This is a genomic window from Nocardia cerradoensis NBRC 101014 (assembly GCF_000308535.1).
Lineage (GTDB): Bacteria > Actinomycetota > Actinomycetes > Mycobacteriales > Mycobacteriaceae > Nocardia > Nocardia cerradoensis.
This window is the reverse complement of the sequence record NZ_BAFW01000346.1, coordinates 1-13023: the sequence shown is the minus strand read 5'-3', so window position 1 is coordinate 13023 and position 13023 is coordinate 1. Positions and strand designations below refer to the sequence as shown.

26 protein-coding genes are annotated in these 13023 nt (G+C 66.9%); 4 read left to right on the top strand and 22 right to left on the bottom strand.

The annotated features are described in order from the left end of the window. The 6 genes from ON23_RS29575 to ON23_RS38180 all read right to left on the bottom strand — a co-directional run. Positions 1 to 220: hypothetical protein (locus ON23_RS29575; RefSeq protein ID WP_039782363.1), on the bottom strand; the 220-nt coding region annotated here is incomplete at its 3' end. A gap of 35 nt (positions 221 to 255) precedes the next feature. Continuing rightward, on the bottom strand, positions 256 to 435 hold the full coding sequence (locus ON23_RS29570; RefSeq protein ID WP_039782362.1) for a hypothetical protein: 180 nt from the start codon (positions 433 to 435) through the stop codon (positions 256 to 258). A gap of 118 nt (positions 436 to 553) precedes the next feature. Continuing rightward, positions 554 to 829, bottom strand: coding sequence for a hypothetical protein (locus ON23_RS29565; protein WP_039782361.1), 276 nt, complete (start codon positions 827 to 829; stop codon positions 554 to 556). Positions 830 to 832: 3 nt separating this feature from the next. Then, entirely contained in the window at positions 833 to 1261 is a 429-nt protein-coding gene (locus ON23_RS29560) for a hypothetical protein (protein ID WP_039782359.1), read from the bottom strand. Positions 1262 to 1312: 51 nt separating this feature from the next. After that, positions 1313 to 1675, bottom strand: a complete 363-nt coding sequence (locus tag ON23_RS29555; RefSeq protein ID WP_094028394.1) for a hypothetical protein — start codon at positions 1673 to 1675, stop codon at positions 1313 to 1315. Beyond that, the gene (locus tag ON23_RS38180) at positions 1665 to 1823 is read right to left on the bottom strand and encodes a hypothetical protein (protein WP_157170322.1); all 159 of its coding nucleotides are present in this window, start codon (positions 1821 to 1823) and stop codon (positions 1665 to 1667) included. Before ON23_RS38180 ends, ON23_RS29555 begins: the two co-directional genes overlap by 11 nt. A 219-nt stretch (positions 1824 to 2042) precedes the next feature. On the opposite strand from ON23_RS38180, the gene ON23_RS29550 reads away from it, so the two are divergent. Genes ON23_RS29550 through ON23_RS29540 form a run of 3 tightly spaced genes read left to right on the top strand, consistent with a single transcriptional unit; the run spans position 2043 to position 3747 of the window. Continuing rightward, a complete protein-coding gene (locus tag ON23_RS29550; RefSeq protein WP_039782356.1) occupies positions 2043 to 2372 on the top strand; it encodes a hypothetical protein in 330 nt (109 codons plus the stop codon). Then, a complete protein-coding gene (locus ON23_RS29545; RefSeq protein ID WP_223273965.1) occupies positions 2362 to 2871 on the top strand; it encodes a DUF6879 family protein in 510 nt (169 codons plus the stop codon). Before ON23_RS29550 ends, ON23_RS29545 begins: the two co-directional genes overlap by 11 nt. A 3-nt stretch (positions 2872 to 2874) precedes the next feature. Beyond that, positions 2875 to 3747, top strand: a complete 873-nt coding sequence (locus tag ON23_RS29540; protein ID WP_051043546.1) for a DUF5753 domain-containing protein — start codon at positions 2875 to 2877, stop codon at positions 3745 to 3747. On the opposite strand, the gene ON23_RS29535 is transcribed toward ON23_RS29540, so the two are convergent. The 9 genes from ON23_RS29535 to ON23_RS29495 all read right to left on the bottom strand — a co-directional run bounded on the left by ON23_RS29535 (position 3731) and on the right by ON23_RS29495 (position 8276). Beyond that, a complete protein-coding gene (locus tag ON23_RS29535; RefSeq protein ID WP_051043545.1) occupies positions 3731 to 4051 on the bottom strand; it encodes a hypothetical protein in 321 nt (106 codons plus the stop codon). The genes ON23_RS29540 and ON23_RS29535 overlap by 17 nt on opposite strands. A 150-nt stretch (positions 4052 to 4201) precedes the next feature. Next, entirely contained in the window at positions 4202 to 4402 is a 201-nt protein-coding gene (locus ON23_RS29530; protein WP_039782350.1) for a hypothetical protein, read from the bottom strand. Between the two features lie 71 nt (positions 4403 to 4473). Continuing rightward, positions 4474 to 5046 (bottom strand): hypothetical protein, encoded by a 573-nt coding sequence (locus ON23_RS29525; protein ID WP_051043544.1) that lies wholly within the window; start codon positions 5044 to 5046, stop codon positions 4474 to 4476. A gap of 122 nt (positions 5047 to 5168) precedes the next feature. Continuing rightward, the gene (locus tag ON23_RS29520; protein WP_039782348.1) at positions 5169 to 5654 is read right to left on the bottom strand and encodes a hypothetical protein; all 486 of its coding nucleotides are present in this window, start codon (positions 5652 to 5654) and stop codon (positions 5169 to 5171) included. A 51-nt stretch (positions 5655 to 5705) separates the two neighbouring features. After that, entirely contained in the window at positions 5706 to 6092 is a 387-nt protein-coding gene (locus ON23_RS29515; RefSeq protein WP_039782347.1) for a hypothetical protein, read from the bottom strand. Between the two features lie 79 nt (positions 6093 to 6171). Then, positions 6172 to 6552 (bottom strand): hypothetical protein, encoded by a 381-nt coding sequence (locus tag ON23_RS29510; protein WP_039782346.1) that lies wholly within the window; start codon positions 6550 to 6552, stop codon positions 6172 to 6174. An 89-nt stretch (positions 6553 to 6641) separates the two neighbouring features. Then, positions 6642 to 6953, bottom strand: coding sequence for a hypothetical protein (locus ON23_RS29505; RefSeq protein WP_039782345.1), 312 nt, complete (start codon positions 6951 to 6953; stop codon positions 6642 to 6644). 49 nt (positions 6954 to 7002) lie between these two features. Then, positions 7003 to 7722, bottom strand: a complete 720-nt coding sequence (locus tag ON23_RS29500) for a hypothetical protein (protein ID WP_039782344.1) — start codon at positions 7720 to 7722, stop codon at positions 7003 to 7005. A 95-nt stretch (positions 7723 to 7817) separates the two neighbouring features. Continuing rightward, the gene (locus tag ON23_RS29495) at positions 7818 to 8276 is read right to left on the bottom strand and encodes a hypothetical protein (RefSeq protein WP_039782342.1); all 459 of its coding nucleotides are present in this window, start codon (positions 8274 to 8276) and stop codon (positions 7818 to 7820) included. 126 nt (positions 8277 to 8402) lie between these two features. On the opposite strand from ON23_RS29495, the gene ON23_RS29490 reads away from it, so the two are divergent. Further along, positions 8403 to 8828, top strand: coding sequence for a hypothetical protein (locus ON23_RS29490; protein ID WP_157170321.1), 426 nt, complete (start codon positions 8403 to 8405; stop codon positions 8826 to 8828). A gap of 5 nt (positions 8829 to 8833) precedes the next feature. Here ON23_RS29490 and ON23_RS29485 read toward each other — a convergent pair whose 3' ends face one another. The 7 genes from ON23_RS29485 to ON23_RS29455 form a co-directional block, all read right to left on the bottom strand. Then, positions 8834 to 10432 (bottom strand): hypothetical protein, encoded by a 1599-nt coding sequence (locus ON23_RS29485; RefSeq protein WP_051043543.1) that lies wholly within the window; start codon positions 10430 to 10432, stop codon positions 8834 to 8836. 2 nt (positions 10433 to 10434) lie between these two features. Further along, entirely contained in the window at positions 10435 to 10650 is a 216-nt protein-coding gene (locus tag ON23_RS29480; RefSeq protein ID WP_039782340.1) for a hypothetical protein, read from the bottom strand. Continuing rightward, the gene (locus tag ON23_RS29475; protein WP_039782339.1) at positions 10650 to 11033 is read right to left on the bottom strand and encodes an Aca2/YdiL-like domain-containing protein; all 384 of its coding nucleotides are present in this window, start codon (positions 11031 to 11033) and stop codon (positions 10650 to 10652) included. Before ON23_RS29475 ends, ON23_RS29480 begins: the two co-directional genes overlap by 1 nt. Positions 11034 to 11137: 104 nt before the next feature. Further along, positions 11138 to 11494 (bottom strand): hypothetical protein, encoded by a 357-nt coding sequence (locus ON23_RS29470; protein ID WP_039782338.1) that lies wholly within the window; start codon positions 11492 to 11494, stop codon positions 11138 to 11140. Between the two features lie 140 nt (positions 11495 to 11634). After that, the gene (locus tag ON23_RS29465; RefSeq protein ID WP_039782337.1) at positions 11635 to 11859 is read right to left on the bottom strand and encodes a hypothetical protein; all 225 of its coding nucleotides are present in this window, start codon (positions 11857 to 11859) and stop codon (positions 11635 to 11637) included. Positions 11860 to 12224: 365 nt separating this feature from the next. Beyond that, positions 12225 to 12554, bottom strand: a complete 330-nt coding sequence (locus ON23_RS29460) for a hypothetical protein (protein WP_039782336.1) — start codon at positions 12552 to 12554, stop codon at positions 12225 to 12227. Positions 12555 to 12671: 117 nt separating this feature from the next. Next, the coding region (locus ON23_RS29455) for a hypothetical protein (RefSeq protein WP_039782334.1) at positions 12672 to 13023 on the bottom strand (352 nt) is incomplete at its 5' end.

Sequence of the window (13023 nt, the reverse complement as noted above, 5' to 3'; positions counted from 1 at the left end):
TTTTCCATAGCAGGGAAAACGAGAGCTCGCCGACGAGGTCGAGCATGTCCCAGATTTCTTCCTGCCACTTCTTCGTCTCGCCCCGCGGTTTGGTGACCTTGCCCCAGCGTTGCGGTGGCACGGTGACCGATGCGGCGGTGAGGGCGGACAGCGACGAAACCACCTGCGGCTGGGTGGGGTCCGCGGTGGTGGTGGTTTTGCGCCGCCAGATCATGCTCATCGGGCGGCAAGCTAGTCACCGGGGGTGCAAGCGCCCTACGTGTCGGCGGGCACCAGTGACGCGATGGGTGTGGGGAACGGGTAGCCGCCGGGCGTTTCGCTGGCGGGTTCCACGATCACGCGCGAGGGGTCGCCGTCGTCGTCCATCGCGACTATCCGGAACATGGACGCGCCGCCTGCGCCCAGTTTGACCAGCGAACCCACCTCGAATGACACGCCCGGAGTCTACTGGTACGCCCGTCCCGACTTATCGATAGCCGCGCGTGTGCCCGGAAGCGGAAAAGGGGAATCCCCACCTGCTCCTAGGTCAGGTGGGGATTCGGAGGTCGGTCGGTCAGACCCCCAGCTTTGCGGCGTAGTAGTCCAGCGCGGCGTCCCGATCGTTCACCGAACGGGTCGCGTCGGCCGGGGGCGTGATCCAACGCAGTGCGCGCCACCCCGATACCGGGCGCAGCACCCACGCACCCCATTCCCGATGCATCGTGTATCCGCCGCCGGTGTCGCGCGGGTCGCGCCGCAGCGAGCGCAGCAGCTGAACGGTGTTGTGCCGCAGCCAGAACAGCCGGTGATGGCCGGTGCTGTCGCCGTATCGCCCTTGGGTAAGTGGCATCGCTCAGTTCCCTCTCGCGCAGTCATCGGCGGTTACGAATCGCTCCATCGAGTAATCGACGAAATCGAACGGGTGCCCGCTCAGGCTACCCACGGCCTGGGCCTGGACACGCCACAAACCCGGTGTACATGACGCTTTCACCCCGTAGGTCGCACGAGGGTACGGGATGGTCGCGTCGCTGATCAGCTGGTCGGTTTTCCAGCTGCCGCCGGTGCGGATTTGCAACCCGAGTCGCAGCTCGTGACGCTCGGGCGCGACGTCGCATTTCACCCATGCGTTACCGATGATTGAGCCGACGCCCACGGTCGGTTTCGTGGGCATGAATCCCAGATCGCATGCCTTCGCCGCGGCCTGCGCGGGCCCCGCCTGCACGGCACTGGCGAGCAGAACCGCGGTGGCGGCGGCGGTGATGATTGATCCGATGCGTCGCACCTGATCCCCCTGTCTCGTGTTCTTCCTGCCTGCCGGTGTGGCGGGCCAGGTCTATTGGTGTGCCGGATCGGGGTGCAGCGGGTTGATGGTCCCGCCCTCGGGCGCGTACCCGCCGCCCCGCTCGTAGGTCCGGTCGGCGGCCAGGTCGTGGATATCGGTCAGCTCCGCCAGCTCTGGCGGGATGCGGCCCCGTAGATGCCCCAGGTCGGGGACGATCAGCAGTTCGATGTTGTGGTCGCTGATGTGATCGAGCAGGGCCTCAGGGATCACGAGGCTGCTGGATCTGGTGAGGCCGATGTAGTCGTATCCGAGCCTGCACGCGACGCGGACGGCGCGGCGGTTGATGTCGGTCATGGTTTTCACCAGGTCGACGCACACGTAGCCCATCGCGCGGGGCGGGGCCTCAACATCCATTGTTGTGTCCTCGAGTCTCTGATTCGGATTCGATGCGGTGCCGGATCGCGGCCACGGTGCGGTCCTTCGGAATGCGTTGCGGCCACAGGAAAATCACGGCGTAGATGACCGGCGCGAGAACGACGCACACGATTACGAGCGTGGTCACCGGCGGCTCCTCGGTTCGTTTGGCTTGCACCCGCCGCCGGGGTCTGCGGCGCCCGGCGGCGGGGCTATTTCGGACGGTACGAGGGAGGTGAGCGAGCAATCTACAAACTTGCGCCAACTTGCAGGAGTTGCTCAAATGGCCTGCACGCTCGGGATTCTCGGGAGATCATGGGGTCGTTGGACGCAAAGTCACGCATACATCTCGACAGGATGGATCACCATGCGTTTACAGTTCCTCGGCAAGGGCGGTTCGCATAACAACGGCTGCCCCACCCTCTACGCCAGTGACCGCGACACCTACGTCGTTCAAGGTTGGCGCACAGACCAGGACGGCACTATCGAGATCCCACACCTGCTGCTCGGCTTCGCTGAGCCCGATACGTTCGTCGGTGCGACGCTGACCGATACCGGCCGAGGCACGTTCACCCTCGCCGGTGAGCCTGTCACCGATTCGGAAGCCTTGGCGCAGATGAACATTCCCGAACTCGAAGCGAGTATCGAAGTGCCCAAGTTGGAAAGGACGTTCTACGGTGCAACTGGTGACCGGTGAAGCGGTCAACGGATTGATTCGTGCCTGCCGGGATGAAGCCCTGCATCTCGAATTGCGCGATAGCTACGACAACCCGGAGGACTCGGAGCTGTTCCGCCGGTTCCTCGCCGGCGAGCCCGACGACTACGCATGGATGCAGGAGTGGGCCGACTTCGTGGGCGAGGTGACCGGCCGGGGTGTCGCGATCCGCCGCGCCCGGGTCGTCACCGTCCCGCACTCCGACTGGCAACGCTGGGGTCTCGACGTCGCGCGCGTCAATGTCGCGGCAGGGGAGGAAGTTCGATACCTGCCGCGGCACCTCATCGATCCGGGCGAACTGAGCACAGATGACTGGTGGTTGCTCGACAACCGCACCGTGGTGTTCACCGCGTTCGGTCCGCGCGGCGAATACGCCGGGGGCGCAGTCTCCGAAGACCCGGTCATCGCCGCCCACTGCCGCAACGTGTGGGACCGAGTGTGGCCCGCGGCCATTCCCCTCAGCGAGTACGCGACCAGGTGAATGGTGACCAACGCGGCTAACGACGCGCGCGAAGCTCTCGGACTACGTCTCCGGGAGCTTCGCCGCGACGCCAATCTCACCGGCCGGCGGCTGGCAGAACTGGCGGGCTGGCACGAGTCGAAGACCAGCCGAATCGAATACGGCAAACAGACCCCATCCGAGAGCGATCTGAGCGCCTGGTGCACGCACACGAACAGCCGCGATCAGCTCCCCGATCTCATCGCCACCCTGCGCAACGTCGAGGCCGCCTACATGGAGTTGCGGCGGATGAACGGGACCGGCACCCGTCGCCGACAGAAACAACTGATCAAAATCGAAGGCCAGGCCCGTTTGATGCGGTGGTACGAGCCATTCATCGTGCCCGGACTCCTGCAGACCAGCGATTACGCCCAGGGGATCCTGCGCAAGGTCATCGACTTCCACCAGATACCCGACGATCTGGAGGAGGGAGTCGCGGCGCGCATCGAGCGCCAGCGCGTGCTCTATCGCGGGGATCACCGGTTCTCGTTCATCATCACCGAGCAGTCCCTGGCGACGACGGTCGCCGACAACCAGGTCATGGTTGGGCAACTCGATCGGCTGCTCACCGCCATGTCGTTGCCGCGGGTCGCGCTCGGCATCATTCCCGCGCGGGCGACCTATGAGGCACCGGCGATCAACGGCTTCATCATGTTCGACCGCAAGCTGATTCACGTGGAGACGATCAGCGCGGAATTGTCGATCACCCAGCCGCGGGAGATCGCAGTCTATGAACGCATTTTCAAGGTGCTCGGCGAACTGGCCGTGTACGGTGACCCGGCCCGCGAGCTGATCCAGTCCGAACTTGAACGCCGCCGCAGCTCGGACGACAGAAAGGCCGTCACTGCGCGACCCTGAGCGCTCGCCCGGGCACCCACTGCCGCACCGGCACCCGCCCCTGCTGGTTGCCCGTCGTCAGGACGAAGTCGACCAACCCCAGCCAGGTGCCGTCCGCCGCGCGCGCCCACGCGAGGAGGCGGCCGGTGGTTTGCCCGGTGACGACGAGTCCGCCGGCCTTGATGCCCATCGCGATGTGGTTGCGGCCGAAGGGACGGCCGGTGTCGGCGCCGGTGGGGAAGATGGTGGCGAGGTCGACCAGGACCGGCGCGGGCGGGTCCAGGACGCGGCGTAGGTTGAACGGGTCCGGCCAATCCTCGAACATACGTTCGGACTGTAATCGATGGGAACCGATAACACTCGGTTTGCCGTCCTACCTGGCATGACGGATTCCCTGGATCGACAAGCGTTGCTCGATGCCGGGCTCGACCCCGACGACCCCCGCGTGTGGGAGACGCAGCGGCGGGTGCGGAACCTATTGGCGTGGTGCGGGACCGGCTGCGGGTGGCGCATCCGCCACGGCCGCGCTGAGTATCGCGGTCGCCTCCCGGATCTGTCCGGCCAACACGGTTAGCCGGCCCGGCAGGCACCGGTTGCGGGACCACACCAACTCCAGCTCGGCGGCGGCTGCGTCCAGTTGGCGCGCCGCGCGCCCCGCCGGCGTCATATCGGCCATGAGGCACCTATACCAGCAGGGTCCGACAAATTCAGCGGCCCCGCACCAGAATTCGGTGCGGGGCCACGGGTTCATGCTGTCGCCCGATCGGTGCGGATCTGCCGCCGGGAGCGCGGGATCGGCCGGGCATCCGGTTCATCGATCGTTTCCTCGTCCCATTCCAGCGGCAGTTTCCATCCCCGCTTCCGCGCGTACACCCGCGCCCGGCTGGACGGGCCGGGCTGCATCTGCAGCCGCTCGAACAGGTCGACCACTTCCCGATATCGGGCCACGGTGATCGTCCCATCACCGTGCATCAGCGGCCCGAAATTGTTCGACACCAACCCCAGCTGCCTCGCCAGCTCTCGCATCGTCCACCCGGCCGCCACCAGCGCCTGCAATCTGCGTTGCGCGCCGAGTGCGGGCATTCGATCCCCATCGGCGGACAGGCTTACGGCTTCGGTGAAGTCTGCGGGAACCGGCACCGACAGGATGCGGTCGGCGGTGGACTTCGACACGTACTGTGCGGGTGGGTGACCGTTCTTCCCGACGAGCAGCGTGCCGATGTAGGACCGGTGGAGGCCGGCGAGTTCGACAATGCGCCGGTAGCTGAGTCCCGCTGCCTTCAGCGTGGCGAGGTGTGCGCGCACGGGATCGGCCGGCACCCGGTCCGGGGTCCATCGCCCATACGCTTTCTGTCGCTCGCGGTGCGTCATGTAGCAGGCGGGGCACAGGCCCCGGCGGAGCGGGCGCGGCGAAGGATTGCGCCCGCATTTGCACACCGTGGTCATCGCGCCGAAACGGGTTCGCTGGTGCGGGCCCCGGCACCGAGGGCCCACGTCGCCAGATCCACCATCTGCTGTGCGTGCTGGCGGTCGGTGGCGACCAGTCGGACCACGATCCGGAAGTCCTGTTCACCGATCGGCGGGTCGTAGACGTCGACGGCCCATTTTCCGGCGTGTTCGCCCCGGTAGTAGGCGGACGCGAAGAACCGGTGATCGTGGGTGTGATAGACGCCCTCGGTGAGGGTTTCGGTCAGCGGGTTGATCGGCGCGCCCTGCGCGACGTCGGTCGGGTCCAGGTCGCCGAGCAGGGCTCGGAACGCTGCGACGGCCTGGTCCTGCGCCTCCTGGGCGGCGTTGAGGCGGTCGTTCCAGGCGAACCACTCTTGGCCCTCGCTGTACGGCTCGTCGTAGCGGTAGCTGTCCACTTCGGCGTCGGCGTTGACGACGGCTTTCGCGGCGGCGATGTGTTCGGGGGTGAAGATGATCATTTCCGGCTCCTCCGGGTTGTGACGGCTCGATCCGTCTGACAAATGGGGTTATCAGTGGCGTCCGAACTGCGCTCCGGGGTAGCCGTAACTCTTGGTCATGCCAGCGATGCCAGCGGCCCTGAGCCGTTCGCCGAAGCGGACGGCGATCTCCGGGGTAACTCTGACCACGGTTTGCCCCGAACTGGTGATCTCGACCCGCCCGTCGTGGGAGATCTCGATTGCGTAGTAGGGCGTGATGGACTCGCCGGCGAGCGGGGCGGGGTCAAGGCGGTGGCGGTCGCCGTTGGTGTCGGTGAGCCAGACGCCGCCGGACTTGTAGTCGCCGGTGTCGATGAGGATGCGCGCGTACTGGTCGGCGCGGTTGGTGTTGTTGAACTCGGCGGTCGCGTTGGTGTCGACCTTGCCGGGCAGGATTTCGGCGGTGATCGTGATGGGCATTCCGGCTCCTCCGGTTTGTGACGGCTCAATCCGTCTGCTGGGGGCGGCCCGGTCGTGACCGGGCCGCCGTGGGGATGGGTCAGGCAGCGGCGATCAGGTGGGCGGTGCGCGGGTAGGCGCGCAGGCCCTCCGACAGCGCCGGGTCAGCCGGGCTGTAGGCGTAGACGCGGATCGGGTGCCCGTTGGCGGCGACGGTCCAGATGCGCAGCGGGGCACGGCCGGTGCGGGCGCGGTGCGCTGCGGCGATCTTCTTGCCCGCATGGGAGCCGTAGCGGCGCATGGTGTCCTCGCTGGCACCGAGCGCGGCCAGGTGCCCGGTGACGGTGACCAGCGCGCCGCAGTCGACGGCGGCGGCGATGGCCTTGCCGTTGCGGCGGCGGACGATCGTCGGGGCGAGCAGGCGGATCGCGCGAACGCGAATGACCTTGGCGGCGGCGCGGGCGATAGGGGCGATGTGCATTTCCGGCTCCTCCGGTTGGTGACGGCTATTCCGTCTGACAAGAGAAACAATACACGCATTCGCGGGTATATGCAAGCCTATCGGCGCGGCTAGCTATCCGAATCCCACCGCGCCAGCAACCCGACCAGGTAACTGCCCGCCGGCCACAGGCCGAACCCGAACCACCACGGAAGGCCGGCGACAGCCGCGGTCGGCCACGCGAGAACCGCGGTCACCCACCAGCCCAGGCACCACGGGCAGAACGCCAGATAGGTGATCAGCGACCCGGCGCCGAATCGGTTCGTGATCGCCTTACGGATCGGCTCGCCGATCTTGTCCACGACCACGATTCGGGTCAGGCGCGCGGCGGTGAGGACGTACACGGCGAGGATGAGCAGAGTTGCGAGGGTGCTGTGTGGCATGGCGCGGACCGTAAACACCACCCGCGCAACCCTGATCGGGCCAACCTGGTTAGTCGCTGATCAGCCGCGGTTCGGCGCCCGGTACGCGCACGTCCCCCATAGTCAGCTCGCGACTGCCGAGCTCATCCCACTCCGGCATCCACCATTTCAACAATCTGACCGTCGTATCCAACGGTCTGTCGTTCGGCCAGTGGTTGAACTCGATTCCGAATTTTCTCAGGGCAAACACGGCGTCCTTGAGGTCTCGCATTGTCTTCAGCGCGTCGCGTAGCTGCTGCTCGGTCTGGGTGACTGTGATCCTGCGGTGTCTGGCCCAATTGCCATCCATTGTCATTTCGTCGGGTTGCCGGTAGGGCACGCGACGAAAAGTCACAGCCCGATTCGGCGATTCGCCTTCAACGGAAATGATGTGCAGCATGTGGCCAAGGTCGTTCCGAATCTCGCGGACCTTGTCGCATTCCGGAGTCCAGATGCCCTCTGGCAGGCGTAGGTTCATCTTCCGGGCGTTCCGCCGCATATCCTTCGCCACGTCCTCGGCATTCGGAAAGACGATCGCATTGGGATCGTCCTTCACGACGTAGTTGAGGAATCGAACGTCCTCTACAACGTGTTCCCAGCCGCCCAAGACTCGGAGCATCAGCAGTTCGAGCACATCGGTCGGGCGGAAGGCTTCCTCCTCGACCCTTTGGTTTTCTTCGATTTGTCGCTTGACCGCGTCAGGGTCGAACGGCTCGACTTGCGATGCTGGAGGCTGGTCCGATTGCGTCATAGCTGTCTATCGGCGGTGGCAGCGCTGCGTTTCACCCAAGCGTGACAGCCCGCCGCCCCGGCGTTCGGGGCGGCGGGGTCGGTTCAGTGCTTGCCTCAGCGGACCTGTTCGAGCAGACGCACGTATTCGGCGGCGGAGAGCATCACCGAGACGGGGGTTCCGTCGTTGGCACGGATGACCTGCTCGGTGCCGGTGGCGATCGCATCGAACTGTTCGGCGAACGTCATGGGCGCGCCGTGGCGGCAGTCGCAGGTGGCGCGCACGCAGTGTTCGTCCTCGGCGGGGTGGCCGCAGTGCTCGCACATGTCGGCCACGTCGCCGGTCGGGGTGACGGAGGTGCGGCGCACGTTCGACATGCTGTAGCCTCCGCGACGGTGCATCAGGCCCAGGCGGCCGTTGGTGGCGCCGATGACGACGAATTCTTCCCCGTGCTCGCTGGGCTGCGATCCGTGGTAGACCACCACGTCGCCGATGGCGAGCAGGGGCAGGGCGATCACGTACAGGGCGCGTGCGGCCAGTACGTCGGCCAGGGGGATGCGGGTGGTGTTGGGCATTTCCGGCTCCTCCGGTTGGTGACGGCTATTCCGTCTGACACCCACAACAATACACGTATGCGCGTGTATGGGCAAGTAGTGGTGGCGCTGGTAACGGCTCGCCGAGTAGTGGCGATAATCCAGCTCATGACAATCAACCGCGCTCTGATCGGTTCGCTCGTAATCGCCGCAGCCGGAAGCTTTTTCGGCATCAGCACCTCAGCGCACGCCGTCCCCACCGGTAGCTACCAGGTGCCAGACCTAACCTTCCAGGCCACTGGACCGCACGAGGTCACTGCCACGATCCACAACCCGAACGATAGCGGCATCTGTTGGGCCACCATCGGAATCGACGGATCAGTACACGAATTCGCCGAACACAGCGGTGCCGGCTACGCAGCTGCCGGGCAGACAATCCAGGTCAAGCGGGAGGACTTGCCCGCGGGCCGGTACAGCGTCGGCGGCGGGTGTGGCGCGACCACCACCGACGTCCATCAAGTGCTCGCGCCGAGCCAGGAAGTGACCGTGCCCGGCGATACTCCGCCCCCGTCGACGGGTTCGTTTGGCAGCTGACCCGATCAGCCTGTAATCCCGTCTGGCATCTGTCCCCAGCCGCCCGGCTTCTGCGATGCGGCCGCCTGGCCGCCGCTGGCGAGCTCATCGAATGCGATCGTCGCGGCGGCCACTCGGTCCGGCTGGTGCTGCGTTTCCTGCCAGCGGATCGCCCGTGCTTCCATCGTGGCCAGCCGGAACCCGACCACCCGGCACCGACCCACCGATGTCGCGTGCCGCAGGCCCACGGACCGCACGAGCGCATTGCCCGCCGCCCGCCACGGCCGAATATGGAACGGCCTATCCGCGGGTACCCGCACACCCTCCACAGTTCCTGGGGCGTCGGCATTGCTGGCGGCCTCGAGCACCAGATCGGTATACGCGCGCCGCAGCAGCTGCTCGTACGTCTTCGGCGCGCTGTACGCCTCGAACACGACTTCGGTTGCGCCAGTGGACAGTGCGAGCAGGCAGGCGCGGCGCGGCCACTCCGCGGACGACAGCTGCCCGGATGCGTCCTCGGTCAGCACCACGGTGCCGTCGCCGGCCAGGCCCGCGGCAATGATGCCGGCTTCGTCACCCTTCCCGGTTTCGGCGGGGTCGACATAGACGCCGCGCCGATACAGCGCTGGTTCGGCCGCGAGCCGGTAGGTGTTGAACCACGCCTGCGAGAACAGAGCACCGCCGATCGGATACGGGGAGCCGAGATAGAGGGCCGCCCAAACGCGTTCGCCGACCTGGCGGCGAATGCGCGCCCAGTCCTCGGCGGTGCGACCGCGCGCGGACTCGAGCGGTTCGCCCTCGGCGCGGCCCAGCGCGTCCGGGACACCGGCGGTCGCGACGGCCGGGAAGTTGATGTGGACCCATTCCCGCGCGTCGGGGTCGCTGTCGGCGTCCTGTTGGAGCAGGAACCCCGCGAGGTCGGCCTCATGCCAGCGGGTTTGAATCAGAATGATCGGCGCGCCCGGCGCCAGGCGGGTCGACAAATCGCCCTGGAATCCCGCAATGACCTTCGCGCGTTCGGTGGGTGAGTCCGCGGCTGCCATGCCCTTCAGCGGGTCGTCAATGATGAGCATGTCGCAGGGGCGGCCGGTGATGGTGCCGCCCATGCCGACCGCGACCACACCGCCCTTGTGGCCCTTGATCTGCCAGTTCCCGGCGGCGAACCGGTCACCGGCCAGCGCCAGGCCGAGCCGGTCGGGGAGTTCGACACCGGAGAGCGGGTCGCGGGCGCCGGTGCCGTGGGAGGTGATGAGGTTGCGGGCGGCCTGCGATGCTTGCCGGGCCAGATCCTCACTGTAGGAGGCGATCAGGATGCGGGTGTCGGGGTTGCGTTGCAGCTGCCGCAGCACTGTCCACACCGCGACCAGCGTCGACTTACCTTCCTGCGGTGGGCATGTGATCAGCAGCCGCCCGCCGCGCGTGGTCATCGCCTTCTCGATGTGTTCGGCCATCATCTGGATAGCCGGCGTCACCTCGTAGGCGGGGTCGATGCGTTGGGCGAGGTCGGCGGAGTGCCGGCATGAGGTGAGCGCGGCGCGGCGGGTGAGTGCTTGCCGCGCCCACGCCATGAACGCTGCCCGCTCACGGTCGGGCAGCTGCGCCGCGCGCTCCCACACATCGGTCACGTTCAGCCCTCGCTGCCCTCAACCACCATGCGCCGCAACGGCGAATGCTCGTCCACCAGCTGCTCGGCATCCACCAGGCCGGTCATGTGGCCGCCCCACCGGCCATCGCTGAGCGGCTGTTTCTGCCACGCAACGAAATCCGAACCGATCACCACCGAACCCAGGGGCAGCGCGTCCAGTTCGGCGACGGTCAGCCCGTGGCGCTTCTCTCCGGTCATCAGTCGTCCTTGTCGTCTTCCGGGTAGACGGGTTCGATCCGCGGATCACGCCGCATCGCCTCAGCCACGACCCGCTGCCACCACTGCGGCGTTGCGCAGTGGTCGGACTTCGCGCGCCACACCCGCACCCGTATCCGGTCGCCGGCCTGATCGGCCACCGACACGACCAGCTCCTCTACTTCGGACTCGAATCGCGCGTAGAGGCGGTCGATTTCGGACCAGATGGTGGAGGGGATGGGGTCGCGGCCGGACTCCCACGATTGGACCGTGTTGGGGCGGACACCGCCGAGTAGGTCACCGAATTCGGGGCGTTCGACGCCGAAGTATCGGCGGGCCACCTGCAGCTGTGCGCTGCGCCCGAATTCGCGTTTGGGGTGAGTCATAGACTCCCTTTCGTCCAGCACTGTCGCCGCTCGACAGTGCTGGACCCCATGGTGGCACGGGGTGGTGTGCCTCCATGGGGTCAGGGAGCGTGGACCCCGAAGGGTCACGCGGCGATCCGGGCGGGCATGTCCACCCGGTCGGCGGTGTCGGCCAGCTGGGGGTGCACGAACCGCAGGTAGGCGCGGCACACCTTGACCGTGATCGTCTCGTACTGGTCGACCTGATCCGACAGCAGCAGCGCGTTGATGTGGTCGCCCGCGATGTCACCAGCGAAGGTGCGGTCGGTGCGGTCGCCGTCGACGGTGACCCATTCGACCTCGACAGCGCCGGGCGCGCCGGTCTCCTCGCACATCGCGTTGTCCCAGCCGTCGCGGGTGACCTCGATGCGAACGCGGTCGTCGGCGTCGATGCCCAGCGCGGCGGCGATCAGGGCGGCGGGGGTGGTGATGGTGGCGGTCATATCCGGCTCCTCCGGTTGGCGACGGCTTCTCCGTCTAACAAGAACTACAATACACGGATTTACGTGTATGAACAAGCGGTTCGACGGAAATAAGTCGGCCCCGGCCGCTGGATGCGGGCCGGGGCCGAATCGGTGGGGGTCTACTCCTCGCCCCAGTCGTAGCCGCGCTGGTAGGCGGCGTTCGCGGCCTTCTCGGTCGCGCCCGCACGCTCGGCGGCGTCGAACGCGCGGGCCACCGCCTTCACCGTGGCGGGCATCTCGGGGTATCCGTCCTCTGCTTCGGTGCGGGCCTGCGCGCCGACGCGGGTCAGCTCGGCCAGGGCGGCGTCCAGGGTGGTCGCGGGTGCGGGGGCGAAAGTGGTCATGTCCGGCTCCTCCGGTGGGTGACGGCTCAATCCGTCTGACATGAACGACAATACCCGTGAATACGTGTATCCGCAAGCGGTTAGAGCGACATCAGCGCCACCGACAACACGACCATCAGCGCCACCCACAACACCAGCACCGCATTCGCCCGCAACAACCTCACCCGCCCACCTGTCCGGCCCGGCGCGCCAGAATCCGCTCCTTACGCTGCGCGTCGGTCGGCGCGGCCCACCGGTGCCAGCCGGCCTCCGTCGACCACCGCTGGAGGTGCTTGTCCTGATCGATGCCACACCAGCGGCAACCGTTTGGGTTCGGCGGGGCGGTCATTCGACATCATCGCCAGAGACCCGCTTGGTGCTGGGCTTCACGATGTCGCCGATCCGGTCCCGGATGTATTGGCGGGCCAGTCGCTCGCCTTCCTGGTCAGGATGGGGTCGTACGCTTCGTCGGTGGCGTCGTAGGCGGCGATGGCGTTGGTGAGCTTCTGCTGCTCCACCAGCTGGCGCTGTACCTCCACCTGTTCGCGGATCTGGTCACCGACGTACAGCAGTGCCATCGCGGTCGCTGATTGGAGCGTGGCGGATGCCATCTGGATGTTGGCCAGGCCGATGCCGGGCACGTGCGCGGCCATGGTCTTCGTGGTTTCAGCGACGACCGTCCTGACGGCGTCGCGGATGGAGACTGGTTCGGGCATGGTTGGGCTCCTTGAGGTTTCGAGGTCGGGGTGGCGGCCGGGCCGCACCTAGGACGGTCCGGCCGCCGTCCAGTGCCCGCCGAGTTGCGAGCAGGGCGGGCGCTGGGGGATTGGAGGTCAGGAAGCGGCGGCCTGTTCGGCGCGCTGGCGTTCCCAGCGTTTCCGTCCGGCCTCGCTGAGTTTCCGGTTCTTCTCCAGCCGCCGCGCCTCGCGTTTCTCGGCGTCGCGCTCGGCGGCCTTCCGCACCCGCTGCTTGTACTCGCGGTCCCGCCGGGCCTTCGGGTCCTGCTTCGGCTGCTCGAACGCGCTGCCTTCCTCGAGGGCCGAGGGGGCCTGGCCGTTCAGGACGCGCTGCATGTGGCCGAGGGAATCGAATCCGAACGCCTGGGCAACCTGGTTCATGGCCACGGAATTGGCCGGGATTCCCTTCGGGTACACCTTGACTCGGTCGATGGTCACAGGATCACTG

Coding starts and splice junctions, on each gene's coding strand:
- ON23_RS29495 (WP_039782342.1), bottom strand. CDS start 8,276: ATGCCCAACACCACCCGCATCCCCCTGGCCGACGTACTGGCCGCACGC.
- ON23_RS29470 (WP_039782338.1), bottom strand. CDS start 11,494: ATGACCGCCACCATCACCACCCCCGCCGCCCTGATCGCCGCCGCGCTG.
- ON23_RS29530 (WP_039782350.1), bottom strand. CDS start 4,402: ATGGCCGATATGACGCCGGCGGGGCGCGCGGCGCGCCAACTGGACGCA.
- ON23_RS29500 (WP_039782344.1), bottom strand. CDS start 7,722: ATGACGCAATCGGACCAGCCTCCAGCATCGCAAGTCGAGCCGTTCGAC.
- ON23_RS29550 (WP_039782356.1), top strand. CDS start 2,043: ATGCGTTTACAGTTCCTCGGCAAGGGCGGTTCGCATAACAACGGCTGC.
- ON23_RS29515 (WP_039782347.1), bottom strand. CDS start 6,092: ATGCCCATCACGATCACCGCCGAAATCCTGCCCGGCAAGGTCGACACC.
- ON23_RS29520 (WP_039782348.1), bottom strand. CDS start 5,654: ATGATCATCTTCACCCCCGAACACATCGCCGCCGCGAAAGCCGTCGTC.
- ON23_RS29480 (WP_039782340.1), bottom strand. CDS start 10,650: ATGACCGGAGAGAAGCGCCACGGGCTGACCGTCGCCGAACTGGACGCG.
- ON23_RS29490 (WP_157170321.1), top strand. CDS start 8,403: ATGACAATCAACCGCGCTCTGATCGGTTCGCTCGTAATCGCCGCAGCC.
- ON23_RS29535 (WP_051043545.1), bottom strand. CDS start 4,051: ATGTTCGAGGATTGGCCGGACCCGTTCAACCTACGCCGCGTCCTGGAC.
- ON23_RS29510 (WP_039782346.1), bottom strand. CDS start 6,552: ATGCACATCGCCCCTATCGCCCGCGCCGCCGCCAAGGTCATTCGCGTT.
- ON23_RS29505 (WP_039782345.1), bottom strand. CDS start 6,953: ATGCCACACAGCACCCTCGCAACTCTGCTCATCCTCGCCGTGTACGTC.
- ON23_RS29465 (WP_039782337.1), bottom strand. CDS start 11,859: ATGACCACTTTCGCCCCCGCACCCGCGACCACCCTGGACGCCGCCCTG.
- ON23_RS29475 (WP_039782339.1), bottom strand. CDS start 11,033: ATGACTCACCCCAAACGCGAATTCGGGCGCAGCGCACAGCTGCAGGTG.
- ON23_RS29555 (WP_094028394.1), bottom strand. CDS start 1,675: ATGGATGTTGAGGCCCCGCCCCGCGCGATGGGCTACGTGTGCGTCGAC.
- ON23_RS29565 (WP_039782361.1), bottom strand. CDS start 829: ATGCCACTTACCCAAGGGCGATACGGCGACAGCACCGGCCATCACCGG.
- ON23_RS29460 (WP_039782336.1), bottom strand. CDS start 12,554: ATGCCCGAACCAGTCTCCATCCGCGACGCCGTCAGGACGGTCGTCGCT.